The following is a 25,613-nucleotide window of genomic DNA, read 5'->3' as shown; positions in this document are numbered from 1 at the left end:
ACAATAACTTTAATGCAATTACTTACAAAACTATACCAATATAATAAATACTATCGAAATTATAAAACATCAACCCAACAAACGATAAGATTTACAAAATAATTAATAAAAACATAACATTATTCAAGGGTAAAATTTTAAAGGAGCAGTAGATAGGTGTTATTTCAGATGATCTCTCGGCATCCTAGGGCAGTCCAAATGGTAATAACCTACATCTCACTGCCGTGTTATCATATTTTTTAACAAAAAATAGGTGGTTTATAATTAAATATTGAGATATTGTAATATAATAAATTTAAATAATGAAACAGCAATTCAACAACCATGGCGTAGCCAAAGTACAATTTCGCATCTTGGCCTTGCCGGAGAATTTATTGGCAATCGAAACAACAGCTATTCGCAAAAATTTTCTATCCTGGATGGAGGCAAATTTCGCACTGACTACTAGACAAAAATTTCAATTGATGACCATGCCCGACGATTTGCAGGAAACGTTGAGTCAAGCTATCGCAAATAGTTATGAACTCGGACAGGCCGTTCAGTTTTTCAAAGAAACAACCTCGAAGGACGATCAGCCCGATTTGAAGGATATTATCATCAATGGTGCCGAAATGATGGCTGAGATAGATAGCAACAATAGTAGGAAAGCAGCTTTTGTGGGACAACTGGCGATCAATATTCGCTATAAAGTAAGCCTGTAATTTACCGAACGATAATACCGTCCAAAGTGGACTAATCTAACAAGTGCCTTTAACATCAATATCCCGTTTACGTCCAATCCTTCGGATAGAAAATAAACGGGATATTATATCAAAAATTTTCCGGGCTACCAATTTATGACAATATGAATAGATTGTACCATATAATAATCAAACGATTTAATATATTATTTACATCGCCAAAGAGGTTATATACCTCTAGTCACTTAGATGAACAGTTTAATAGGACTAAGCAGTATCATATGCATCGTACCAATATAGCCCAAAGCCTTGCACGGATTTCAAATAGACAAATTATAACAGATCAACCAGCACGTCCGGTCTACGATAAAAGATCTGACAAGTTAAACGAGCGAGTTCCTCTATCCTTAAAAATGGTCTATACAATTTGTCTTTGGCAACCTTACTTTTGGCTCAAAGATACATACACAACATTGATCAGAAACAACGAACAACTCAATCTGCTTAATGACGATCACCTATATAGTGCAGCAGCAAAAGCAGATATTCTCCTGTTTAGCAGTGGCGGTAATTATTCAGTCAACGGAATTTTGGAACAGATCGACCTCAGCAACAAATATGTGGTTATCATCTCTACTTATAGTGAGCAAGAAATACGCTCCCATATCAAATACCGTATTGATTATTATCAGAATGCATACCTGGTCGATTCACAACTAGCGTTTGACCAATTTATAGCCAATATACTTGAACGGGCAACTAAACAGGATTAAAAACAAAGTTGCTGGTAAATTAAACCCGCTAAGCCCTAACCTACTAGATCTGCAACTGCAGGCGGATCCAGTTTAAGACAAACAGTAGCATAAAAATGCCAAGAATATACAGTTCTATTTTATTTACCTTGACCGTACCAAATTTCCATACGCAGATCCGATCGATAATAAGCAATAACAGCATTGGAATCAGTCCAAAAATCCCGATGTACATCGCCATCAATTTATCCGGTGCGGAATTTCCAGTGCCCAAAATCGCAACAATAGCCACTACACCAATAAATCCCAATATCCCTAGAATTAAAAAAAGAGTCCCTTTTGTTTTTAAGAATTTTATCATTATTGTTTTTTAGTGCCAGTTTTCTCCTACCTAATATTGTAATTATTGGTTGATCTAACTGTTTTCCAATTTACATATCTCAATGCGTTAAAATTAAAAACAAGCCCCCGAAAGTCGGGGGCGAGTGGCTCAAAGCCGGTTCATTTTTCTAGTTCGCTAGGGAATGTTCCGAACCTCGCAGCCAAGGATAATAGCTAAGTTAGTTAATTTAAATCATAGTATTATGCCAAGGCTTTTATTTAAGGCCTACTTTATTTACCATTTACCCAAAATCCCGCTAATTGTCATTGACTACATGCTGAATCATGAGAAATGGTCTCTTAATTTTTATTTTAGCTAACCATATTTAAAATAACCAGAAAATAATATTTAGTTTTGTTCCAAATACAAAATTGCCTTGTCCTATTTTTATAACCTTTTTATAGCGCATATAATATGACTGACTTTCCAAGATTAGAAACTGAAAGACTTGTTCTCGACAAAATAACAGTGGAAGATATTCCACAAATTGTATTGTATCTTCAAGACAAAGTATTTTCTGATTATACATCGAATATTCCGTACCCTTATCGGAAGGAGGATGCTGAGATTTGGCTAAAACTATCAACCGAAAGCTTTAAAAACCGCAAGGGGTTCACCTTTGCAATTCGAGAAAAAAACGGGAAATTGCTCGGTGCCATCGGACTTCACGACGAAGGCTCCGATAAAGCCGAATTAGGTTATTGGATAGGCATTCCATATTGGAATAATGGCTATGTCACTGAAGCTGCGAAAGCCGTTATTAATTATGGATTCAGAGAACTCAGTTTCAACAAGATATTTGCAACCTATTTTCCCCATAACCCAGCTTCTGGAAAGGTTCTGAGCAAAATAGGGATGCAAAAAGAGGCTATACTAAAACAGCACCTAAAGAAAGATGGTAAATACTATGATATCCCAATGTATTCTATTTTTAGAGAAGATAGATAATATTTAATCACAAAAACAGATTAATTTTAAAAAAATATCGCCGATATTCAGTTTATTTTTGTCACCGTCAAATAATAATTTCGAAAGATAAAATACTGATTAAAGCACTGTTCATTTTTTTAATGGATAGCTACAATCACTGTATAGACGAATATTGCGCTACAAGCGAATAATGAAATGGTGGATTATTTGTCGAAAAAATTAGCTAAATTTAGAGGTAGATACCCTACGATAGAAAACATGAAGATATTTGCATTTGCTGGAAGCAATTCTTCCACCTCGATCAATAGGCAATTAGTCGAGTTTGTTCTGAAAAGTTTTGATGAGCATGAAATCAACTTGATTGATCTAAACGATTATAATATGCCTATTTTTTCTGTCGATTTGGAAAAAAATGGTTTTCCGAACGAAGCTTATCGTTTTCTTAATAATATTGCAGAAAGCGATATTATTATTTGTTCATTAGCAGAGAATAACCGTTCTTACAGCGTTGCTTTTAAAAACGTTTTTGACTGGGCGTCCCGAATAAATGTTAAGGTATTTCAGGACAAACCGATGTTATTAATGACTACATCTCCCGGCGGCTATGGCGGTGGAAACGTGATGGCCGAGGCGCAAAAATTCTTTCCTCAATTTGGCGCTATCATTAAAGAAACTTTTTCATTACCAAAATTCTATGAGAATTTTGATTTGAACAATGGGGTTATTAATCCGGAACTACTAACTTCACTTAACGAAAAAATAAACAACTTCAAGAAACAACTCGCGTAACAATACTCTATTAGTAAGATAGTTTTATAAGATCATTTTTCTTTCTCTATTTATAGGTTTTTTTTTATGAGTGCACAAATCAAATGAGTGCACAAATCAAAGATGCTGGTCTTCTTCTTCCTACAGTAGATTCTTTGTGCTCCACGAGCGAATATTGTTGCATCTATCGCCCAAAAGTGGATTTAAACTAGATGATCGCCCAAATTTGAAAGTAATCGGAAAACTGGGAATGGAAGTCCTGGAAAACGGCAATCAATCACCTTATTTTGCCTATTTAACAACAACTGATGGCAAAAAGAAGTTAGATACAGATAATTTCAAATGAAGCGGCTTGTCAAAGGGCAATTTCTTCCGCATAATATTCCTCATTCCATTTCGCAAGCTGACACATAATCGGAATAAGTGCCTTCCCTTTCTCGGTCAGAGTATATTCTACACGAGGAGGTAATTCTTTAAATACTTCTCTTAAAATAATGCCATCTTCCTCCAGTTCTTTTAATGAGGACGTTAGTACTTTTCTTGAAATATTTTCAATCAACGCATCAAGTTGTCCAAATCGGGCTTTTCGATCTCTTAGTGTGTATATAATAATGGGCTTCCATCTTGTTCCCAAAATCCCCATGGAACGTTGCATCGCGCACGAACAGCTCTTAAAATCAGTTCTTTTCATTGTCAAATAAATTGATAGTTACGCAAAGGTAACTACTTTATACTATCAATAGTTACAAAAATACACTATTTAAAATATCTTTGTATAGAAATTCGCAAATGATATAAAAAAATGAGCATACAAACACTTTTCAGTCCATTCCAATACAAAAATCTTGTATTAAAGAACCGTTTCGTCATGGCCCCCATGACACGAGCATTTTCTATTGACGGGATCCCTGGAGATGTCGTTACAGGTTATTATGAACGGCGGGCTGCCGGAGACGTTGGTTTGATTCTAACCGAGGGAACTGTCATCGCACGGCCTGCATCAAAAAACTTAAAGGACATTCCAAATTTCTATGGCGGCCAAGCATTAAATGGCTGGAAAAACATTGTCGAGGCTGTCCACGCAAAAGGGGGTAAAATAGCACCTCAACTATGGCATGTCGGATATACGCCAATGCAGTGGACTCCACCAGCAGCTTTTGAAAGTCCAGATACAATGACTTTGGTCGATATAGAAAATACTATCCAAGCTTATGCAGCTGCAGCAAGATCTGCAAAAGAACTAGGTTTCGATGCTTTCGAAATACATGCTGCACACGGTTATCTGATTGATCAATTCTTTTGGGAAGGAATGAATCACAGATCAGATGAATTCGGTGGTAATACAATAAAGGAACGTTCCAGATTTGCTGTCGAAGTGGTGAAAGCAATGCGAAAAGCCGTTGGACCTGATTTTGTAATTATCATCAGACTATCCCAATGGAAACAGCAAGATTATACAGCAAGATTAGCCCCTACCCCAAAGGAAATGGAAGATTGGATCTTACCATTAGTTGATGCAGGTGTGGATATTTTCCATGGAAGCCAACGACGCTATTGGGAACCAGAATTTGAGGGCAGCGATTTAAATTTCGCCGGATGGCTGAAAAAGATCTCTGGCCAACCGACAATAACAGTAGGGTCGGTTGGACTTGACAAAGATTTTGGTGAAGTATTTACAAATTCAGAATTTAAATCCTCTCCAGCTTCACTGGATGAATTGGTACGTCGATATGAAAGAGGGGATTTCGATTTGGTTGCTGTAGGTCGAGCGATCTTGCAAGATCCAAACTGGGTTAAAAAGGTACAAGCAGAACAATTCGAAGATTTATCTATCTTCGAGGCCAAAAGCTTAACAACTTTGTCTTAGCTAGATTAATAATCTAAACGTTCTAAAAATTTAAAAATCCATAAAAGACGAGTATTCGCTTTTATGGATAAAAACAAGATATTCGCTCGTGTTTGGATATCTTGTTTTTTTAAGAAATCACATGATATACGTTAGCCTAAAATTTTTCTATTTTTGAATATCGGCTCATTATTAATAAATTGCCGTCAAAATATTTTTAAACCTATCATCATGTCCGAAGCCCATATTTATATACTTAGTGGATTAGGAGTCGACCGAAGGGTATTTAACAAAATGAATTTTAAGGGCCTAAATGTGACATACCTTGACTGGATCGCCCCGCTTCCAACAGAATCAATTTCATGCTATGCGTTGCGATTAGCCGCTAAAATTACCACCGAACGTCCAATTCTTATTGGATTATCTTTTGGAGGAATGATTGCCATGGAAATAGCTAAAATAATTGACATAAAACAAATTATTTTACTTTCATCCGCAAAAGGTAATAATGAACTCCCTAAACTTTACAAGCTTATCAGTATGCTCAATATACACAAGTTTATCCCGAGTTCGGTTCTAAAGTCACATCATATTTTATCTTATTATTTCTTTGGTGTCAACCTAAAAGAACATAAAATGATGCTCAAGCAAATATTACAAGACACGGATTCTAAATTTTTGGCTTGGGCGATTCAACAAATTTTAAATTGGAAAAACAGGACTATCCCCAATAATCTAATCCATATACACGGCAGTAGAGATCGCATTATCCCAATAATAAATGTAGCTCCTACATTTATTATTCAAGGAGCTGGTCATTTCATGACTGTCACTCATGCAAAAGAAATTGAAACGATCATAATTAGGATAATAAATGAGAATCAATGCCATCCATAGTTATTAAAACTCTCTCTTCGATTAAAGTGCCCCTCTAACTCAACAAAGTAGTAACGAATTGATAGGAAGCAACACCAATCCAGTACTTATATATATACTATTCAACAGCGCTAAAATCATTTTTTATATCATTTAAGCATGTCAACCTTTTAAAATCACCGAATCTGTTGACATACTTTAGATCAACTCACATAGACTTAGATGAAAATGGCGATGAACCCGATGGAGAAAAAACTTAAATCCAGATTCGGTGTCAAATTTCCTAAATAATAGAAAGAAAAATTCCCCGCTAATTTCGATAGCGGGGCGCGTTAAAAACAATAGCTTATCGCGTCGTTCGTACTGCTTTGAATTTTTACTGCATTATCTCCCATTATCAAAGAAATCGTGTATTTCTTTTAATAAAACTGCCCTTAACTTAAAGATATCCAACAGAGCCTTCATAAAATAGATCTGTTAAAACAATAATGCAGAAAACAAAGTTATAAAAGGAGGATTCGTTTTAGAAACCGGTTATCACTATGCGACACAATTACCAGATTTTAAATAAATACAAGATATGTTCAAAAGACTTATATTTTTTATTCTATTTGTTCACATTTTTAGCTTCAAAATGCAAGCACAAGACAAACTCGCTATCGATCCAAAACTGGAAGTTGCAGCATCTTTTGGGCCTTATCGTCCCATAGGAGTCAGCGCAACTTCAACAAACAGACTATTCGTATCATTTCCTAAGCAGAACAAAGACTATCAATATGCACTCACAGAAATCATTGATGGCAAGCGTATACCCTACCCAAACGAATCATGGAACAAACAAGGGGATGAAGATTCCCATTTTGTAAATGTTCAGGATATATTTGTAGACGCAGCCGATTACTTATGGGTATTAGACTCCAAACCATCAACGTCTGGGGCTATTTTCGGTCCAGGTGGAACGGCTCCTACCGGACAATTCAAACTTCTAAAAATCGACACAAAAAACAATCAAATCGTGCGTATCTACACATTTGATGACTTGGACAAAACGAAATCAGGTTTGAACGATGTCCGCATTGATGTACAAAAAAATCTTGCTTATCTTTCAGACCCTGGACAAGCAGCAATCATTGTCCTTGACCTTCAAACGGGAAATAGCCGAAAAGTATTGGAAAAAAGTTCCTTCACATTAGCAGATCCCGAAGTTGTTATTTCCTATTCGGGTATAGACATGCGCAATAGGGATGGGAGCCCATTCCTCTCCCACGTGAATGGGATAGCGCTAAGTCACGATTTTAATTACTTCTATTTTAAACCGATCAATAAAAATCACCTATACCGCGTCGCGACAAAGTATCTTGCTGATATGACACTCTCCCAACAAGAGCTACAGAGCAAAGTAGAAGATATGGGAAATGTAGGCGTTACACACGGCCTGCTTGCAGATCGAAGCGGCAATATTTATCTTACCACCTCAATGGATTACAGTATCAAATACTTGAGTCCAGACGGACAAGTTCATCTATTGACGCAGGATCCGAGATTGTTGTGGCCAGATTCTTTGGGTATAGACGGTAACGGTTATCTTTACTTTTCATGCGCGCAATTAGCTAGAGATCCACAATGGAACAAGGGCATAGACCGGGCCGAACTACCCTATCGTGTTTATAAAATAAAGTTGCCGAAATGATTATTCGAATATTAAATATGCAAACATGAAATTATTGATCAAACAACTCTCCTTTTTTCTACTCATCCTTGTTCATTCGCTGTCCAAAGCGCAAACGGATCGTCCTGTGCTGGATATTATGCTTAACAACTATCAGTATCCTTATGATGTAAATTATTTAAACCTGAAGAGTCAGGGAGAAGAGATAAAAATGGCCTATATGGATGTCACCTCGCAAAATCCAAATGGTCATACGGTGTTGCTTCTTCATGGCAAAAATTTCAACGGAGCGTACTGGAAAACAACTATCCAAGCCTTAAATACAGCTGGATATCGAGTTGTCGTACCTGATCAGATTGGATTTGGTAAATCCTCGAAGCCCACAGATTATCAGTTTAGTTTTCAGCAACTCGCCGAAAACACAAAATCACTTCTAGACAAATTAGGTGTTGATAAAGTCAGGTTACTAGGGCACTCTATGGGAGGAATGCTTGCCTCTCGGTTTGCGTTAATGTATCCTGAAACAGTTGAAAAACTTATTTTAGAAAATCCCATAGGACTCGAAGACTGGAAACTTGTTGCTCCCTACGCTTCCATTGACCAAAATTTTCAGATGGAATTAAAAGCAGATTATACAACGACAAAAGAATATCAAAGTAGATTTTACTATGACAACAAATGGAAACTAGAATATGATGAATGGGTATACCTTCTTACCGGTTGGACAAAGGCTAAAGATTATCACAAAGTTGCACTGGTCAACGCCAAAACGTCGGACATGATTTTCACCCAACCCGTTGTTTACGAATTCCAATATATCAAAACACCTACCTTACTCATCATTGGTACAAGGGATCGAACAGCTATTGGTAAAGCGAATGTAAAAGATCCAAATGTCGCTGCAAAAATGGGACTGTATCAGCATTTGGGAAAGGAAACACAGCAAAAGATAAAAGGATCAAAACTCGTTGAACTCGACAACGTCGGACATTTACCTCATATTGAAGCTTTCGATCGATTTATACAACCCCTTGTTTCCTTTTTGAAAGACTGATTTTAGTCGTCTGCTTCATTTTATTGCATCTACTAAAGATCTCTTTGGTGTTATTGCCGAATAACTAGGGGATCCCTATTAAGATTTGTCTTATAGACAAATCTTATCAAATAGCATGCTCTCCCTGCGAAACATCAACAGACTAACCAAAGACTTTTTTGCGAGATGACCTTAGCTCGATTTCAGTCTATTTTACTTTGTATTCGCTACATCAAATTAAAAACTTTCACCCAAATAGATAACCAAAAACATATTCACATATAGCAAATTCCCTTTAAATAAACGATAATAGCCCCTACAACCATCAATACACTTCACAAAAAAATATAAAATTTTTAAAAACTAATATTTTTAGTATATTTGACTATCAATTTTAGACAACATCTTTATGGAACAGGCAAAAGGATACGACAATAAGGAATTGCATGTTGGCGATATTGTTCGCTTCCACACCCCTTATCCCGATGAGGATCCTGATACAATTTTTATTGTGCTTTGGTCATACTACGATCCCGAAGGGAAATCATCCAGAGCCGAGGTAGTAAAATTTGATTCAGCCCTTAAACATTACCCAGTAATTCAAAAATGGTTTATTCGGGATCTGGAAAGAGTCCCTGAAGTCAGCCCCGAATTACTGCAACAAATTGCATTATTTATGAAAAGTAAATTGGGGAATGCAATTATAAGCAAGCTGATAGTTTAAATAGGATTATACATAATAATGAGTTATAAGTAGTACAATGGAAAATAAATTCAAATCAAACCGAGCATTCATAGCACGATCAATATGGTCCGATTGGCGGGAACAGCTTAAAGACAGCGAAATAAATGGTTTACTTCAGCGACTTGAAACGATGGAGCGGGAGGTCCTTGTAGACTGGTTACAATGGTACAACCCAAAGGGAAATTATACGGATCGAAAATGCATGGAGAATGGTGTAAAACCACTTTGCAAATCAAAGGCTATCGAATATACCTATAAAGAGATATTACGAAATCATGCAAAAAAGCAATATAAAAGTTTTTCGAATGGCCCACTACAACTTATGTTTAACAACTAAATGCTGAGGTTATGGAATCTTTCATCAAACAGATTATCGGCTATCAATTGCCAAAAATTGCAGCAATGGAGTCACAGCGAAAGGATTGGCGTTATCGGCTATTAGATTTAAAAGATAAAACACTTTTCGACACGCTTTCACTCATGAAACGACAGGAATTGCTCCAATGGCTTCAATGGAATGATTGCAATGGAGTTTATGCTGATTATGACTGTGTTCGAATAGGCATTCCTTTATTCACAAAAGAACAGGCTTTAGCCACAGTCTATCATCACATTATGCGTGACCACGAAAGTTGGGATGGTTATATGGATAAAGAATATATTCGTGGAAGTATATTTTAAACAATTATCATAAGCTTTTAATATACTCTTCTAAAGTTCTGAGGTTGGCAATAGCGGATCCAATCGTATTGTTAAAATAAACATATACTTCTTTTTCTTCAGCTAACCATTCCTTGATATAACCACTGTATTCATGCAATACGGCATCCTCATAACTTCCCTTATAATCACCCTCTGGTCCATGAAAACGCACATAGACTATATCATTACCAGCGTACTCTATATTTATTCCGCCGCTATCTTTATCATGTAACACCAAATTTATGCCATAAGAGGTTAATAGTGTCATTGTTTCCTGACTATACCAGGATTGATGACGAAACTCAACACATACATGCCAACCCAAACTTCGCTTATCCTTTACAATACACCGTAAAAGCTTATCTAAATTGATCAACGAGGAAAACGTGGTTGATGGAGGTAATTGTATCAACAAACAGCCCTTCTTCTTATCCACAGCGTTAATAATATCCAAAAATTTAGCAACATCGTTAGGTTCAAAAATTAAATCCTTTTGATGAGTAATACCTTTCCAAAGCTTAAAAGTAAAACGAAAGTTATTGCTCGTTTCCTGAGCCCATCGGCCGACAGTCTCCCTACGAGGCATCTTGTAAAACGAGCTGTTTACCTCCAAAGAATTGAATAAGAGGCTGTATACTGCAAGCCTGCTCTTATCCTTTAAATCATTGGGATAATAGCTTTTGTTTTTGTAAGGCAATAGTATGCCACTTGTACCTGAAAAATATAGCGTATCCATAAAACGATAACAATTGAAACTGCGGCAGTAATTTAAAATTCAAACAATATATTATCATTATATGACTTCATACATAAGAAAAAAATAATCCGCTGCAAATTTCTGTATGAACATATCTCATCATAATAACGTTTTGGCCGATATAAAAACGCTATCCAAATTTATCTTAAATCATTTAGTTTAGCTATATTAGAGATTCCAAGTCTACACTATGGGAATCAATTATTCGCTAAATATCCAAACATTTGAGGAATACTAATCAATGGAGTCCCAAAGTATTCCAGTATGCGTTCAATAAAACCAGATCATCTTATTTAGCCGAAGAAACTGTACAGCGTGTTTTTTATTAAGCTTTGGGAAAACTTAAATGAAAAAAATATTAATGCCACTGTAGAACCCCAGATCTTTTGGAGTCCCCAAGCAGGAAGCATTTGTCGAATGGCGACGTACAGGTTATCCAAAATTGACACCTAGTCCAAATCCGGGATCCACCAATAGACAGATACCACGTCGACCGATTTACCCCAGTGAGGAGGCTGAATTAAATCAAACAAATCTCAAAGATGCTGTTTCAAGAATGCAGAACGGAGATTCCTTTTTGTCCAAAGTATGGTGGGATAAAAAACAATAAAAACAACAATAAAGGTTTGAGCCCACGAAATTATTTCGTATCGCTCAAACCTAATTACCAAAATGCTGTTCCAGATGCTATCCCCTCACATATTCGGTATAGCTATTCCTGCAACAAGGTCTTCAGGATTATTTTAGAGCAAAACAATTTAATTGTTTTTCGTACTGAATCTTTTTCCGCAATGATTTAGGTTTCTTTTGAAATTATATTTATCTTTCTTTAAGTATAAAACAAATCCCACTATCTTCAAGCCATACAAAAATGAAAACAACCTCTTCACTATTTTTGCCAACAGTAGCATCTCTTTTTATAGGGTGCGGAGAAAATGGTAAAAAAGCCACATCACCGTCTCCAGATAACTTACCAAAAAATAACCCAAGCTTTAACTTCGAGGGGATCAAACAAGATTATACAACAAATGAAGAATTATCGTTCCAGATTACAAATACGTCTAATTTAAAAATTGATTCCATCCTTTATTATATCAATGATTACCTGATTGCCAAAGTCACAGAAATTAATAAAGTAGCGTATAGATTATCAAGAGAGAAATTTGGCAAGCAAATCGTTAAGGCGGTTGTATTTCATGGTGGAAAATCCGAAGAAAACACAGTGAACATAGACTATCTGCCATCAAACCCACCTCGAATTTTAAAGTACCGAATAATTAATACCTACCCACATGATATCAAAGCTTTCACACAGGGACTAGAGTTCTTTGGAGACAACTTGATGGAAAGCACTGGTAATGGCGTTGGGGTAAGCGGAAGTAAAGGTAAGTCAAGCATCCGCATTGTCAATTCTACGACAGGACAAGCAATCAAAAAGATCGAATTAGCCGATTCAATATTTGGCGAAGGTGCCACTATATTAAATGGAAAATTATATCAGTTGACTTACAAAAGCAATCTTGCTTATGTCTATGATATGGCAACACTAAAGATAATAAAAACACTGCCATATTTCAAAAACATGGAAGGATGGGGACTGACCTCAGATCGTAAAAATTTGTACATGTCTGACGGTTCAGAAAATATCTATATAATCAATCCCAATGATTTTTCCAAAATCGATTATATCCGTGTCGCCACAAATGAGAAAATCGTTAACCAGATAAACGAAATGGAATGGGTAAAGGGAAAGATTTATGCTAATTTCTTTATGGAAGATGTCGTGGGTATCATAGATCCAAGAACGGGTGCCATTGAGGGTTTAGTCGATCTTTCCAAATTACGAGAAAATGTGACACAACATGTTGACCTGGATGTATTAAACGGAATTGCCTACAATAAAAAATCAAATACCTTTTTTCTTACAGGAAAAAATTGGGACAAAATATTTGAAATACAGCTAATAGATTAATTAATCACTCGTTAGGTTATCGTATACACAATCAAAAAGACAGTTTACACATTAAAGTGATTGGCATCCAAAAAGATAACCCCTATACTTTTAACAGATACATTTTAAAAATGGAAATTTTAGACTCAACATTATTTTTTTAGCTAAGGCATTTCTTCAAGCTTGTTAAAACCCGTTGTTATCATCTCCTGCAATTGAGGTGTAAACAAGTTGGTTGAAAGTGGCATTTTCTTGGCTCCTCTATTTAATCTCCATTGTGCACGCTTCTCAAGCAAAAATTGCAATCGCTGTGCTGTTGTCAATCCCGGCAATGTATAATATATACTATTTTCACCTTCTTTTCCTTGCTTTTGGATATATCTTCCTGTAGTTACCTTAAATTTATTTCTTTCCTCAAAACTTCGGATAAAAGAGCTATCCTGATTAGCGATATCCCACATAGGATCACGAGGGCAGCAGACAGAGCCATAGCTTTCCTTCCAGTATACTGTTAATAGGTTTTCGGGCACCGTAGGTTTAGCAAAATCAATCACTGGATTTTCCAGTCCCCCAAGCCGAACGCTATCAACTTTTATATTGTCCTCTTCCCGTCTGATATAGTAATAATAATTAGTGGTTTCTGGCTCCACGCACATTCCTTTTTTTGAAGCCATTTTACTGACTTCATTGTAAGACTTCCAATCAGGAACAATAAGAATAAAATTCTGCAATTCAGGATAAAACGTCGATGACTTTTTAAAAAATTCTATTGGGATCTTTGCGCTCAAATAAAACACGTCTATTGAATCTGCATTAAACTGCAATGGCAGATCCCATAAATAATTGCCCTCTAATCGTGCTACCTGACGATCTTCAATATTAATTACTCGATCATACTTTTGGGCTAGCCAATCCGGCCGTACAGTTTCCTGTTGATCGGAAGGCCTGATGGCTTGTTCTATGGCTTTACTTTTACAGGATACAACAAGTAGAAGTAAAACTAGCATTAAATAAAACTTACCAATTGTTAAACACGTTCTCATTGGCTAAAAAATTATGTTTCATGAATAATATTATTGCGCAGCAGCAACCTTTATTCCCACCTTATTTAAAAACTCAACATGTTTCTCCAAACAAGTATCTGCCAAGACTGCTATTTTAGCTTTTTCATCAGTAATATCCCTTAACAGGGCCTGTCTGGCACCTTTTTTCTGCTCATCCACATATTTGACCAACAACGTACCGTAACCATCCGTAATTCTCGTCATGTAAGCTAATGTCGTCAAATGGAAGCTCTTCGCAGTCTCACTAGGCTTTAATACATTAACTTCACTCTTTATTCCTTTGACATAGCTGCTCAGCGCCTGTACCTCTTTTAGCTTCATTTCGTAGGATAATTCATCCGTTTTATCCACATCATATTCTCCTTCCAACAATTTATTATAGCTTTCATCCAACTTTTCTTTACAACTATAGAAAAGGCTGGCAATCTTCTCATTATATCCGAAGTCCAAATTACTGCCACAGGATGTCAATGCTAATGTACTGATGATTAATGTCAAAATAATAATTCTCATAGCTCGATTTTTCAACAAATAACGCATTTTCAAAACAAGCTCTTTAAGGCAGTTAATATTCGTTACCTGTTTTTTAAGATTCGCTATCATTTAGGTACAATTTTACCCCCAAACACAATAGCACGGATAATTATCAGATTAGCAAATACTGTAAAACAAGTCAAAGACAACAGCTTGTTTCTTAAGGAAGAATTGCGGAACTTAGAAAAAGAATCTAGACTAGACTAGAAGACCGATAATTTTAGACGAATCAAGAAAAACGATGTGGGATCAAAACGAAAAGAACTGAATAAAACACGATGAAACAACTAATTTTATTGATCATGTTCACCGGAATGTCGAGCATGGTTTTCGGACAAGAAATTAGCCGCTCAACGACCCAAACAATTACACAATCCGGAATCGGACTTGGTTCTGTAATTGCCGTCGTTACTTCTTGGGATCGTAACAAGTCTATTCTCTGGGCGCTGATTCATGGCATCTTGGGCTGGCTATATGTTATTTATTTTGCATTTACACGGAGCAATAATTAATATTTCTCCAGGTCATATTTTCAATACAATCAACAGTGCTATATCCTTCTGTAAAACAGAAAATAAGAAGCAGTCAACCAAAATCGAAAGATCATGAGCATGATACAAAATTTCCTCCGGGTCAATTTGGAAACATTGAATAGTTTTCTCGCTGATAGTCATTCATTAAGCAAAATGGTATATAGTAAAGAAGCAATACATTTGGACAATTTGATAGATATTGATAAAGCTTGGGAAGGTATTTTCTTTTTATTGACAGGAGAATCAATCGGCACATACGATCAGGCCGCTCTACCGTTATCCTGGCTATTAGTTGGGCCCAATGACATTGATCGCAATCAGGACATGGGCTATGGCCCAGCAACCTATACAGATATAGAACAAACCAGACAGATTGATTTAGCGTTAAAGGAAATTTCTACCGATGAATTAACGCAACGTTTCGACTCGGCCACCATGCTTGAAAAAGATATATACCCAGCTATCTGGGAGGATGAAAATGCATTAGATTATCTGCTTCAATACTTCGAAGATCTAAAAGCATTTTATCAGATGGCCACCTTACATCATGAAGCAGTAATCCTATTTCTCAATTAAAGAGCGACTATTTCACGCTAATAAAAACCATAAAATAACTATGCATATTTCTGATAAGAGAAGTATCCACATTGAAGAACTAAAGGAAGTAAATAACATAGTTATTTCCGACCTGGTCGCATTAACATTAAATATTGTCCAAGGAGGGGCCTCAGTGGGATTTATGCAAGACATAAGCGAAGAAAAAGCAAGTGAATTCTGGAACAATGTCCTGGCAAAGGTCCAGCAAGAAAAAACAGTGCTACTTGTTGCAAAAGACAGCTCATCGGACCAGATCGTTGGGACCGTGCAATTACAAATAGACCTTCCCCAAAATCAGCCTCATCGGGCGGACGTAGCAAAAATGTTGGTGCATTCCGCCTTTCGACGTCTAGGTATAGCGGAAAATCTATTACAACATCTTGAATTAATTGCGAAAAAAATGAAAAAATCACTACTGGTGTTAGATACTGTAACAGATAGCCCAGCTTATGCTTTGTACTTAAAATGTGGTTGGAAGGTCGTGGGAAACATTCCAAATTATGCACTTTTTCCTAATGGTACCCCCTGCAATACAACCTACTTTTATAAAAACCTTGAATAGTATTGCTATTCGCAAAAAACCTCCAATAACTGTTAACTTATTGGAGGTTCTGTCCACAAAAACAATGGTATTGATTCCGACTATTTTTTGTACCACGCCGGACCAGGTTTGCTTCCCATTTGGAAAACAAGGGTAGCTCCGGACATGATCTGCTCATGTGTGATATAACTTGTTTCAAGAGGTTTTCCATCCAAAGTAACCGACTGGATGTAAATATTGGTTTTATTTACATGATCCGCTTTGACAGTAAACTTTTTCCCATTCGCAAGTTTAAATTCGCTATGTTCAAACAATGGCGTACCGATTTCATACCTTCCGCTCACTGGATCTACTGGATAAAAACCCAGCGCACTGAATACATACCAAGCAGACATCTGTCCGCAATCATCATTTCCGCTTAACCCCGACGGATTATTTAGATAGAGTTTTTCCATCACTTCAGCAGCATATTGCTGTGTTTTCCATGGTTGCCCAATCGCGTTAAACAAATATATAGCGTGATGACTTGGCTCATTTCCATGTGCATATTGTCCAATCATGCCCGTACTGAAGATAGGCAGTTTACTGGTGTCTGATGGATGGAAGGTAAACATGCTATCCAATTTCTGCCCAAAGCGTTCATTTCCGCCGACGAGATTAATCAATCCCGGAATATCGTGTTGAACAGACCAAAAGTATTGCCAAGCATTGCTTTCACAGATATGTGCACTATATTCTTCTGGATCAAATGGCGTTACAAAAGCACCATGACTGTCACGGGGTTGCATAAATGATGTCGCGGGATTATAGACATTTTTATAATTTTTTGCTCTTGCAAAAAACGTAGTTGCTACCTCCTTATTCCCCATCTTATCTGCCATAACCGCAATACAATGATCATCAAATGCATATTCGAGTGTGCGTGACAGAGACCAGTTTTCAGCATTGTATTTATCCACAACATCATAAGGTACATAACCCAGTTCTTTATACACCCCAATACCTCTGTAGTTATCTATGTTTGCTGTTGCCACACAAGCTTCCAGTGCTTTATTGACATCAAAATCACCTATTCCTTTCAAATAAGCGTCCACAATAACTGGGATTGCATGGTTGCCAATCATCATATCGGTTTCACTACCATAGATATTCCATACGGGCAAGCGACCATGCTGTTCGTAAAATGCAATAAATGATTTCACCATATCATTTACCCGATTTGGATCAAGATAAGTAAATAGAGGATGTGAAGCGCGGTAGGTATCCCAAAGTGAAAAAGTACTGTAATTGGTCCAACCTTCGGCCTGATGTACCTTTCTATCCGCACCAAAATAAGCCCCATCTACGTCTCCAAATATAGTAGGGGCCAACATTGAATGGTACAATGCTGTATAGAACTTTACTTTAGCTTCTTTGTCTGCAGTCTGAATAGCAATCTTACCAAGCTCTTTGTTCCAGCTATTTTCAGCTTGTTTTAAATAGTGATCAAAATCATCTGTTGGCACCTCAGCTTTCAGGTTTTTGGAAGCACCGTCCATACTTACCCCCGAAAGAGCCGTGCTAAGTGTTACCTGTTCCCCAGTAGATGTTTTAAAATCAAAACGTGCCTTGAAAGCAGTACCAATACGTTTGGTCGTTTTTGTTATGCTGTCAACACTTGACTGTATCGCCGAGCTATCGATGTGAACTGCAGTAAACGGCTTTGAAAATCGGGTTTCAAAATAAACACGTTGCCCTCTGGCCCAACCTTCTGAAAATCGGTAGCCACGCACAGTGACCGAATCGACCACCTCGATGTATGAATCTATTATGGCATCCCAGTTCATTGCTTTCTTTAGATCCAAAAAAATAGCCGATTGAGCTTCAGGGAATGTATAACGTTGAATACCACAACGTGGGGTTGCCGTTAGTTCCACATCGATATTATAGTCTGTCAGCTTTACTTTATAGTATCCCGCATGTGCCTGTTCGTTTTGATGCGAAAACTTGGAATGAATACCCAAAGGCGCCGCGGCCTCGTGGTAAGGCAATGTAACAGGCATAAACGATATATCATATAGATCCCCAGCTCCCGTCCCACTTAAATGAGTATGACTAAAGCCCGAAATCGTACTATCGGGATAAAAATAACCCGAAATACGATCCCAACCAGGCAATCCATTATCTGGACTCAGTTGTACCATACCAAAGGGCGATTGTGCTCCAGGATAGGTGTTACCCGTAAAATCTGTCCCTATAAAAGGATTGACTAATTTTGCATAAGAATCTTCAGCCGAATCCTGCTGTGAGGCACAGCTCAGTATTCCCAATAAACCTGCGCATGCCAGGTATTTCATATATTTCATAGTGTAGATAGCTTCTTTAATCTGCGTGTCATTTATCTGTCTCCCGTAACAATCAGGATATCTTTGCTATTGACCAAAACTTGATGGCTTATCTTAAAGCCTCCTAATAGCTTTCCGTCGACGATAATTTTTTTGATGAATTCTCCGTTGCCCTCTTTTTGGCGTCTAATGGTCACACGATCAGACTTAGGATAATACTTTTTATCAAGTTGAATAGTTACTTTATCAAATACCGGCGTAACGATCGTATAATCTGGTCTACCGGGACAAAAAGGATAAATCCCAATCATATTCATTAATGCCCAGGTCGACATTGTTCCTGTATCATCATTTCCTGGGATCCCACCAGGACTATTCGTAAAATGCTTATCCAGAATTTGCTTAACCAACTTTTGTGTACGCCATTCCTCACCTTTTATTTCCGAAAAAACATGTGGATAAAGCATGTCAGGTTCGTTGGTAACATCAAAATACCCTTTATCAAAGGTGGCCTGTAATCTTTCCACAAATTTCCTTTTACCGCCCATCAGTTGAACTAAACCAGGGATATCAAATGGTATCGCAAAACTATAATTCCAGGCATTCCCTTCATGGAATCCATGGTTAGGCTCAAAATTAGCCCCCATCAATGGATTGAATGGTGTCAAAAACGATCCATTGGGAAGAATAGGTCTAAATGTTCCATATTCTGGAGAATAGTAGTGTTTGTATCCCTGCGCTCTCTTACCAAAAGTTTGCGCATCTTTAGTTTTCCCCAACGAGTTGGCCAACTGCGCTAAATTCCAATCAGCAACATAGTACTCAATCGCATGGGAAACTGAATTATCAAAAGAATCGCGAAGAGGAACATAACCATACTTGACATAATCGCTATTGTCCGGACGGATTCGGTTCGTCGAATCCGTTGTCGTCGCCGACTTCAAAAAAGCCTCATAAGCCGTATTGATATCATAGTCCCGAATGCCTTTCATCCAAGCATCTACGATCACAGGTACTGCAGGATCACCGTCCATAGTATAGCTTTCACGGCTATAAAGTTCCCACTTAGGCATCCACCCATTTTCTTTATAAATATCAATCATGGAACGAATCATCCCCACCTGTTTATCTGGATAGACCAACGACATGAGCGGCTGTACATTTCTGTACGTATCCCATAAAGAGAATACGGTATAACGATTATGATCCGCAACAAGGGTCTTTCTATTTTCCATAGCCGGATATTCACCGTTAACATCCTGTAAAATATTTGGATGAATCATGGCATGATACATCGCCGTATAAAATACCGTTTTTTGATCTTCGGTACCTCCTTCAACCTGAATTCTTGATAATTCATTATTCCACAAAGATGAAGCTTGTGTCCTGATCCGCTCAAATCCAAAACCAGGTTGCTCGACTTCCAGATTTTTTCGTGCATTTTCAACGCTTACGAAAGATACCGCCAACTGAACCTCTAAGCTCTCATTTTCCTGAACATCGAAACTCAAGAATGCCCCAAGATCGTCCCCAGACAATTGGCTCGAATAATCGGTAAAAATCTTGTAGTTGCCAGCATCTTTATTCCAGTCATTCTCCCATTTTTCACCGGCACGCTGAAATTTCCAGTAACCTTTCTTTGCGGGCTTTTTATTCACTCGCATCACGAAGAAAATCGGGTATACGGCCTGATTATTGGTATAACAGAACGAACCCAATAATTTCGAACCTTCAAGTTCCGTATCACTGACATAGCGAACCGTGGCACCAGTTTCATTCGTCAGTCCCTCGCCTAAATTGAGCAGAATATTAGCCTGTCCTTTAGGGAAAGTAAATTTAGATACACCCACACGAGCAGTTGCGGATGTTTCGGTTTTAATACCGTATTTTTTTAACACATTACTATAATAGCCCGGATGAGCCTCTTCCTGTGTATAAGTACTTCCATATTGGTGGTAGTCAACTTCCAGTTTTCCCGCTGTTGGCATCAGTAAAAGACTTCCCATATCAGGACAACCTACACCACTCAGATTGACATGTGAAAAACCTGTAAAATAGCTATTGCTATGTTCGTACGGTGTAGACCACCAACGTGCATCCTTATCAAAGGCATTAAGTGATGATCCCATCACATTAAAGGGAGACACATTCATTAAACCATGTGGTACCTGAGCACCGGGATTGGTTGTACCATAGTTACTGGTACCAATAAAAGGATTGACATAGTCGGTCGGTAGTTTTTGCGCAGACGCTTGCTCCCAAACAAATAATCCCAAAAGAAAATAATGGATAAACTTGATCATATCATCTTGATAAAGACAATCTACTTCTTTCTGATACAATGAACAGTAGATTGCACATTTTTACGTGTAGTCACAATACTACAGATAATACCAAAGATTTACAAATATCGACCGCAGTTATATCTATCATTTTACAATGTTAATAGGATTTAGCAAGATTAAAAATAGATTCGAATTTATCAAGCTCCTAGTTATCTTAAAGTATAGTATTATGAATAAAATACAGTCGCTAATGCGGGTTAGATTCAAGGAGAAAGATCATATTCAACAAAAAAAATCCTGAAGTGGGGAGCTTCAGGATTTTTACTAACTAACCAATTATTAACCTAAATTATGAAAACTACACATATAACGCCACCCATCGAACTTTGTTATCCTGTTGTTCTATGTTTAACCAAACTTTAACAAACAGTGCCGTTCGTTGCGAAAAGGCACAATCTGAAGATATCATCTTCCATTAAAGTCCATCTCAGTGATACATGATTAATGTAACAAGCCCCATTGCATATTCGGCTTATCCCCCATTTCCAAAACTAACTCACCTCCTTTTAGCAATTCCGCAGCGTCAAAATAGAATGTCTGTAGCGGTTTACCGTTTAAAGTTGCGCGCTGCACATACATATTCTTTTTGCTTGCATTTTTAGCTTTAATTGTAAATTGCTCACCCCGACCATATTGGCGTCCCAGCTTAATCTTAATTTCCTCAAAAGCGGGACTTCCAATTTCATAAATCGGTTTTGCTCTTGTACCACCATCTAGCTGGAATAATCCTATTGCATTCATAATATACCAGGCACTCATCTGTCCTTGATCCTCATCTCCGAGATAGGCGTTAGAAATCCCTTGTCCGTAATAGCGTTCACCGATAGACCGACTCCATTTTTGTGTAAGCCAGGGCTTTCTCAACCAATTAAAGATATAAGCGAAATGCATGGACTGCTGATTTCCCTGAACAACCGGATAATCCCAGTATTGATCATTTGGCCCATTATACCGCCATTTTTCACTTTCTCCGAACCCCCATTCCAAACGCTTTAGAAACACATCCTCACCAATCATTTTTGCCAATGCAGGGATATCTTGAGGTACAAAAAACGTCAACTGCCACGCATTGCCTTCCACATAATGATGATTGGCTCCAGATTTAAATGGATCAAAGTCCCGGTACCATTCTCCTTTGGCATCTTTCATCCTCGCATAGCCGCTTTTAACATCTATCGCATTCTTCCACCAGCTCCCTCTATCATTAAAATAACTGTATTCCTTTTCCTTTCCTAAGGATTTTGCAAATTGTCCTACAGTCCAATCGTCAAAACTGTACTCCAGGGAATTTGAGAAACGACCAAGGTCATAAGGCACATACTTATACTTCAGATAAACATCCAGATCCCGGTTGCCTGCAAAGCCACCTTCAAATTTCAGGGGACTTGTTGTCTGCATTTTCTTGATCGCTTCAAATGCCTTTGTGACATCGTAATCACGTATTCCCATCTGATAGGCCCCTACGATCAAAGGAATCTCGTGTTCAGCAACCATCACTGGAATATATTCCATCCCAGCAGGCCCTTTTGCCAACCAACCGTCGGCATCGTACATAGCCAATTGCGATCGCACCCATTTATTCGACCATTCCGGTGTAACCAGATTCCAGAATTGGTTTAAATTCCAGAACGTATTCCAAAATGCGTCACAGCCCAGAGCGGGGTCCTGCGGATGTTTCATCGTTCTGATCGTCTCATCAGAAGATCGCCATTGCCCATTAACATCGCTGAATGTATTACGGCTAGCCAGGGTACGATACATATTTGTATAAAACTTCTCTTTTTCCAAATAGTCATTACTCTTTATCTCCAGGCGCCCCAATAATTCATTCCAGACCTGATGTTGGTTGGCAACCACACGCTCAAAAGACCATCCAAATGGATCTGAGATTTCTGTTTTCAAATTTTCCGCAGCATTGGCTATACTGACATAAGAAATCCCGGTCCGCAGCTGTACTTCCTTGTTTTTACGGACATCAAATTCTACATACATACCAGCGGATTGAGCGCTGTCGGCAACCAGATCAGACTGATCTGTTATATGACCATTATGCCAAGTTCCGAAATTGATAATCGGTTTATCAAACTCCATCACGAAATAGACAACATAATCTTGCTTCGCATCCGTAGACCATACATTTTCTGACAACTGGCTACTGTAGCCCATAATCTTATTATCAGAGACCTTTTTTAGGGAAAGATCTTTGATCTTATAATCATATTCTCCGTTCACTTTAAGATCAATCATCACACGTCCGGTATCCAATTTATGATAAGTATATTTCTGGAAACTGGATCGCGTCCCTGCAGTTAATTTTGCATCTATATCCTGGTCAAGTAGATGGACGGAATAATACCCTAATGGAGCCTGCTCAGTTGATTTATCTATCGCCGAACGGTAACCTGAATGCGTACTATATTGATCTCCAACACTAGTCTTCAATTGGCCTGCTGTTGGAAACGTGCCTAGTCCAGCCATTGTCCATTCGTGTATATGGCTAAATGTCCCAATAGATTCTATTGAAGGTTCATAACCAGCCTGCCAGCCAATATTCTGATTATCCGGACTAATCTTAACCATTCCAAATGGCATCCACGGTCCCGGTGCCAGCATCCATCTGGAATGCGCAGCCCCTATCATGGTGTTGACATAATCCGAAGCCCCACCCAATCTTTTGGGAGATCGTTTTATAGAAGATGTTTGAATTAATTTATCGTTGATATATATAGCATATTTACTTCGTACCTCTTTCGATGCATAAGGCATTGGAATCTCAAGTCGAGATAAGCCCTTCTCATGAGTTTTATCATAGATTTTCTTTCCATCCAACAATATTTTTACTCGTTCGTCGTCTTTCAATTTCAATAGATCGATGAGCATATGCTGGATGCGTTCATTTCCGTTTGACAGCTCAAATTCCGATTGTCGTACGCTTTTTACTATTGAAGTGTAATCAGTTAACAATTTTGCCTGTACAGGGCCCAATAATTTAAAAGAATCAAACTCAACCCATCCCCCCTTTATGACTGTAAGGGTCACTTGATTAAATCCTTTAGAAATAAGGTTCTCAGGTAATACAATTCGTATTGTCGAAGCCGCTGACTTCACATCCGTACCAATCGGATCACTTTGTCCCTCCCCATTATTCAGATCGTAATTATAGGATTTACCATTGACAGAGATCTGTAAGGTCGGCTTATTTTTTGGATCGCTATGTGCTAATTTAACTTCCAGCGCCCATTTACCGCCTTCTACTTTACCGCCCACTACACTATATAAATTTAAAAAGTGAGTCCGCAATCCAGAAGTTCCACCTGTCCCGCCCCATTCATTGGCAGGCCCCGGCAAGACGTAGGGAAGATCCCGTGATAAGGAAGACTGTCCTACAATAAAATAATTATCTTCATAGCCGAAATCATGTTCAAGAAACTTCTTATAATCGTGAGGAGCTAATGCGAATTCATGACTGGAGCCATCGGAATTACCCAGTTGCCAAACGGTATTCTCCTGCCCCAAAACAACTTGCTCCAAGATTAGCAACAAGCCTGTGAGAATGAAAGTAGGGAAATGTATTTTCATAATGTATGAATTTTAGAATAAAATATATTTAATCCTTTGCTTTTATTCGCTCGTTACTGTATATACTGGCCTTATCAGAATTAAAATGAATGGCAAAAAGTCATCTCGAAACAAACTAAATTACCAATAAAAACAACATTGTATATACATAATAAATAACAAAAAAATAGTTTATAACTAATTAATAAGCCAAAAAAATTAATTATGTATACAATATTACTATAAAAAAGAATAAACACCAAACAAAAACAACTTAAATGTACATACATAAAATAAGATATTAAAAAGCTGTTGATTCACGTATTTTATCCCTACAATCGGACACCTCATAGAAACAGTGTTTGCCTCATCTTTGTGATTTTAAAGTAGGTTTAAAAAATGAAATTGAAATATAGCGCGATTTTAAAATCGTCTTTGATCAGAAACTTCTTTTTTAATCTTCCAAAACAAAACTTCAAAACCTTCATTGCAGTTTTGAACCTTTCATGTTTGTAATAAAAAACTAATGATAAACGACATTCAGTAGTTGCCAATAACGATCACCTACTTCAGGAAACATTAAATAGACTATAGGGTAAATTTGGCTGGATATTCGTCTAAGAATCTATATTTCAAGAAATTATAAATAAAAAAACTAAACATAATGTATTTACTCACGATACCTTCTTAGCGTCAGCTAACGGAATTACCCGAAACTTTCCGAAAATCTCTTATCATGCAATAAATAATATTGGTTTTTTCAGTCCGATAGGTTATATTTATATAATTTAATTGCTAAGACAGTGCAAAGATAATGAGTAAAAACAGTAATCCTATTATCTAAATCACATTCTACACATTTGTGTAGATACCTTTGAGATAATAAGATAGACATTTAACGCTTAAATGCTGTTATGGAAATTATACAAAGGCTTGATTGTAAAAAACAATAGTGTACATAGAAATCGTGATTATGTATTTGTTTTTGCATAACACAGCTATTTCTAAAACACAATAATATATCAT

The 25,613-nt window shown here is 37.4% G+C and carries 23 protein-coding genes and 1 pseudogene; 16 read left to right on the top strand and 8 right to left on the bottom strand.

Going from position 1 to position 25,613, the window contains the following annotated elements:
* The first annotated feature begins 302 nt into the window (after window positions 1-302).
* Window positions 303-701, top strand: a complete 399-nt coding sequence (locus HPC41_RS16570) for a hypothetical protein (protein ID WP_172395122.1) — start codon at window positions 303-305, stop codon at window positions 699-701.
* 260 nt (window positions 702-961) lie between these two features.
* On the top strand, window positions 962-1,453 hold the full coding sequence (locus HPC41_RS16565; protein WP_172395121.1) for a hypothetical protein: 492 nt from the start codon (window positions 962-964) through the stop codon (window positions 1,451-1,453).
* A gap of 43 nt (window positions 1,454-1,496) precedes the next feature.
* On the opposite strand, the gene HPC41_RS16560 is transcribed toward HPC41_RS16565, so the two are convergent.
* Window positions 1,497-1,793, bottom strand: a complete 297-nt coding sequence (locus tag HPC41_RS16560; RefSeq protein ID WP_172395120.1) for a hypothetical protein — start codon at window positions 1,791-1,793, stop codon at window positions 1,497-1,499.
* A gap of 435 nt (window positions 1,794-2,228) precedes the next feature.
* On the opposite strand from HPC41_RS16560, the gene HPC41_RS16555 reads away from it, so the two are divergent.
* Window positions 2,229-2,762, top strand: a complete 534-nt coding sequence (locus tag HPC41_RS16555; RefSeq protein WP_172395119.1) for a GNAT family N-acetyltransferase — start codon at window positions 2,229-2,231, stop codon at window positions 2,760-2,762.
* Between the two features lie 240 nt (window positions 2,763-3,002).
* Window positions 3,003-3,533: an NADPH-dependent FMN reductase gene (locus tag HPC41_RS16550; protein WP_172395118.1), complete on the top strand. Its 531-nt coding sequence runs from the start codon at window positions 3,003-3,005 to the stop codon at window positions 3,531-3,533.
* Between the two features lie 334 nt (window positions 3,534-3,867).
* Here HPC41_RS16550 and HPC41_RS16545 read toward each other — a convergent pair whose 3' ends face one another.
* On the bottom strand, window positions 3,868-4,167 hold the full coding sequence (locus tag HPC41_RS16545) for a winged helix-turn-helix transcriptional regulator (RefSeq protein ID WP_216660805.1): 300 nt from the start codon (window positions 4,165-4,167) through the stop codon (window positions 3,868-3,870).
* Between the two features lie 147 nt (window positions 4,168-4,314).
* On the opposite strand from HPC41_RS16545, the gene HPC41_RS16540 reads away from it, so the two are divergent.
* The 7 genes from HPC41_RS16540 to HPC41_RS16510 all read left to right on the top strand — a co-directional run bounded on the left by HPC41_RS16540 (window position 4,315) and on the right by HPC41_RS16510 (window position 10,362).
* The gene (locus tag HPC41_RS16540) at window positions 4,315-5,379 is read left to right on the top strand and encodes an NADH:flavin oxidoreductase (protein WP_172395116.1); all 1,065 of its coding nucleotides are present in this window, start codon (window positions 4,315-4,317) and stop codon (window positions 5,377-5,379) included.
* Window positions 5,380-5,589: 210 nt separating this feature from the next.
* Window positions 5,590-6,255 (top strand): alpha/beta hydrolase, encoded by a 666-nt coding sequence (locus HPC41_RS16535; protein ID WP_172395114.1) that lies wholly within the window; start codon window positions 5,590-5,592, stop codon window positions 6,253-6,255.
* 613 nt (window positions 6,256-6,868) lie between these two features.
* A complete protein-coding gene (locus HPC41_RS16530; RefSeq protein WP_172395112.1) occupies window positions 6,869-7,924 on the top strand; it encodes an L-dopachrome tautomerase-related protein in 1,056 nt (351 codons plus the stop codon).
* A 25-nt stretch (window positions 7,925-7,949) separates the two neighbouring features.
* On the top strand, window positions 7,950-8,957 hold the full coding sequence (locus tag HPC41_RS16525; RefSeq protein ID WP_172395111.1) for an alpha/beta fold hydrolase: 1,008 nt from the start codon (window positions 7,950-7,952) through the stop codon (window positions 8,955-8,957).
* A gap of 388 nt (window positions 8,958-9,345) precedes the next feature.
* Entirely contained in the window at window positions 9,346-9,660 is a 315-nt protein-coding gene (locus tag HPC41_RS16520) for a hypothetical protein (RefSeq protein WP_172395110.1), read from the top strand.
* Window positions 9,661-9,697: 37 nt separating this feature from the next.
* Window positions 9,698-10,018 carry a hypothetical protein gene (locus HPC41_RS16515; RefSeq protein ID WP_172395108.1) on the top strand — a complete coding sequence of 107 codons (321 nt, stop codon included), beginning with the start codon at window positions 9,698-9,700 and terminating at the stop codon, window positions 10,016-10,018.
* Between the two features lie 11 nt (window positions 10,019-10,029).
* Window positions 10,030-10,362: a hypothetical protein gene (locus tag HPC41_RS16510; RefSeq protein WP_172395107.1), complete on the top strand. Its 333-nt coding sequence runs from the start codon at window positions 10,030-10,032 to the stop codon at window positions 10,360-10,362.
* A 7-nt stretch (window positions 10,363-10,369) separates the two neighbouring features.
* Here the strand turns inward: HPC41_RS16510 and HPC41_RS16505 are convergent, their stop codons facing one another.
* Window positions 10,370-11,119, bottom strand: a complete 750-nt coding sequence (locus HPC41_RS16505; RefSeq protein WP_172395105.1) for a DUF72 domain-containing protein — start codon at window positions 11,117-11,119, stop codon at window positions 10,370-10,372.
* Window positions 11,120-11,552: 433 nt separating this feature from the next.
* Here HPC41_RS16505 and HPC41_RS16500 point away from each other — a divergent pair.
* Both HPC41_RS16500 and HPC41_RS16495 read left to right on the top strand, forming a co-directional pair.
* Window positions 11,553-11,750, top strand: a pseudogene (locus HPC41_RS16500) (SusD/RagB family nutrient-binding outer membrane lipoprotein); the annotation flags it as partial.
* Between the two features lie 261 nt (window positions 11,751-12,011).
* On the top strand, window positions 12,012-13,112 hold the full coding sequence (locus HPC41_RS16495) for a glutaminyl-peptide cyclotransferase (protein ID WP_172395102.1): 1,101 nt from the start codon (window positions 12,012-12,014) through the stop codon (window positions 13,110-13,112).
* 143 nt (window positions 13,113-13,255) lie between these two features.
* Here the strand turns inward: HPC41_RS16495 and HPC41_RS16490 are convergent, their stop codons facing one another.
* Both HPC41_RS16490 and HPC41_RS16485 read right to left on the bottom strand, forming a co-directional pair.
* Complete coding sequence (locus HPC41_RS16490) at window positions 13,256-14,134, bottom strand: hypothetical protein (protein WP_216660804.1); 879 nt, start codon at window positions 14,132-14,134, stop codon at window positions 13,256-13,258.
* 30 nt (window positions 14,135-14,164) lie between these two features.
* Window positions 14,165-14,668 (bottom strand): hypothetical protein, encoded by a 504-nt coding sequence (locus HPC41_RS16485; protein ID WP_172395100.1) that lies wholly within the window; start codon window positions 14,666-14,668, stop codon window positions 14,165-14,167.
* A gap of 299 nt (window positions 14,669-14,967) precedes the next feature.
* Here HPC41_RS16485 and HPC41_RS16480 point away from each other — a divergent pair, with 299 nt between their 5' ends.
* From HPC41_RS16480 to HPC41_RS16470, 3 genes are all read left to right on the top strand, one after another.
* Window positions 14,968-15,201, top strand: a complete 234-nt coding sequence (locus tag HPC41_RS16480; RefSeq protein WP_172395098.1) for a hypothetical protein — start codon at window positions 14,968-14,970, stop codon at window positions 15,199-15,201.
* A gap of 93 nt (window positions 15,202-15,294) precedes the next feature.
* A complete protein-coding gene (locus tag HPC41_RS16475; RefSeq protein ID WP_172395097.1) occupies window positions 15,295-15,798 on the top strand; it encodes a YfbM family protein in 504 nt (167 codons plus the stop codon).
* A 40-nt stretch (window positions 15,799-15,838) separates the two neighbouring features.
* Window positions 15,839-16,381, top strand: a complete 543-nt coding sequence (locus tag HPC41_RS16470) for a GNAT family N-acetyltransferase (protein ID WP_172395096.1) — start codon at window positions 15,839-15,841, stop codon at window positions 16,379-16,381.
* An 80-nt stretch (window positions 16,382-16,461) separates the two neighbouring features.
* Here HPC41_RS16470 and HPC41_RS16465 read toward each other — a convergent pair whose 3' ends face one another.
* The 3 genes from HPC41_RS16465 to HPC41_RS16455 all read right to left on the bottom strand — a co-directional run bounded on the left by HPC41_RS16465 (window position 16,462) and on the right by HPC41_RS16455 (window position 24,608).
* Complete coding sequence (locus tag HPC41_RS16465; RefSeq protein ID WP_172395095.1) at window positions 16,462-18,705, bottom strand: GH92 family glycosyl hydrolase; 2,244 nt, start codon at window positions 18,703-18,705, stop codon at window positions 16,462-16,464.
* Between the two features lie 32 nt (window positions 18,706-18,737).
* Window positions 18,738-20,987: a GH92 family glycosyl hydrolase gene (locus HPC41_RS16460; RefSeq protein ID WP_172395094.1), complete on the bottom strand. Its 2,250-nt coding sequence runs from the start codon at window positions 20,985-20,987 to the stop codon at window positions 18,738-18,740.
* A gap of 483 nt (window positions 20,988-21,470) precedes the next feature.
* Window positions 21,471-24,608, bottom strand: a complete 3,138-nt coding sequence (locus HPC41_RS16455; RefSeq protein WP_172395092.1) for a GH92 family glycosyl hydrolase — start codon at window positions 24,606-24,608, stop codon at window positions 21,471-21,473.
* Window positions 24,609-25,613 lie beyond the last annotated feature (1,005 nt).

Origin of the sequence: Sphingobacterium prati, assembly GCF_013167215.1 — a bacterium.
Classification (GTDB): Bacteria; Bacteroidota; Bacteroidia; order Sphingobacteriales; family Sphingobacteriaceae; genus Sphingobacterium; species Sphingobacterium prati.
This window is presented reverse-complemented; position numbering and strand designations above follow the sequence as displayed.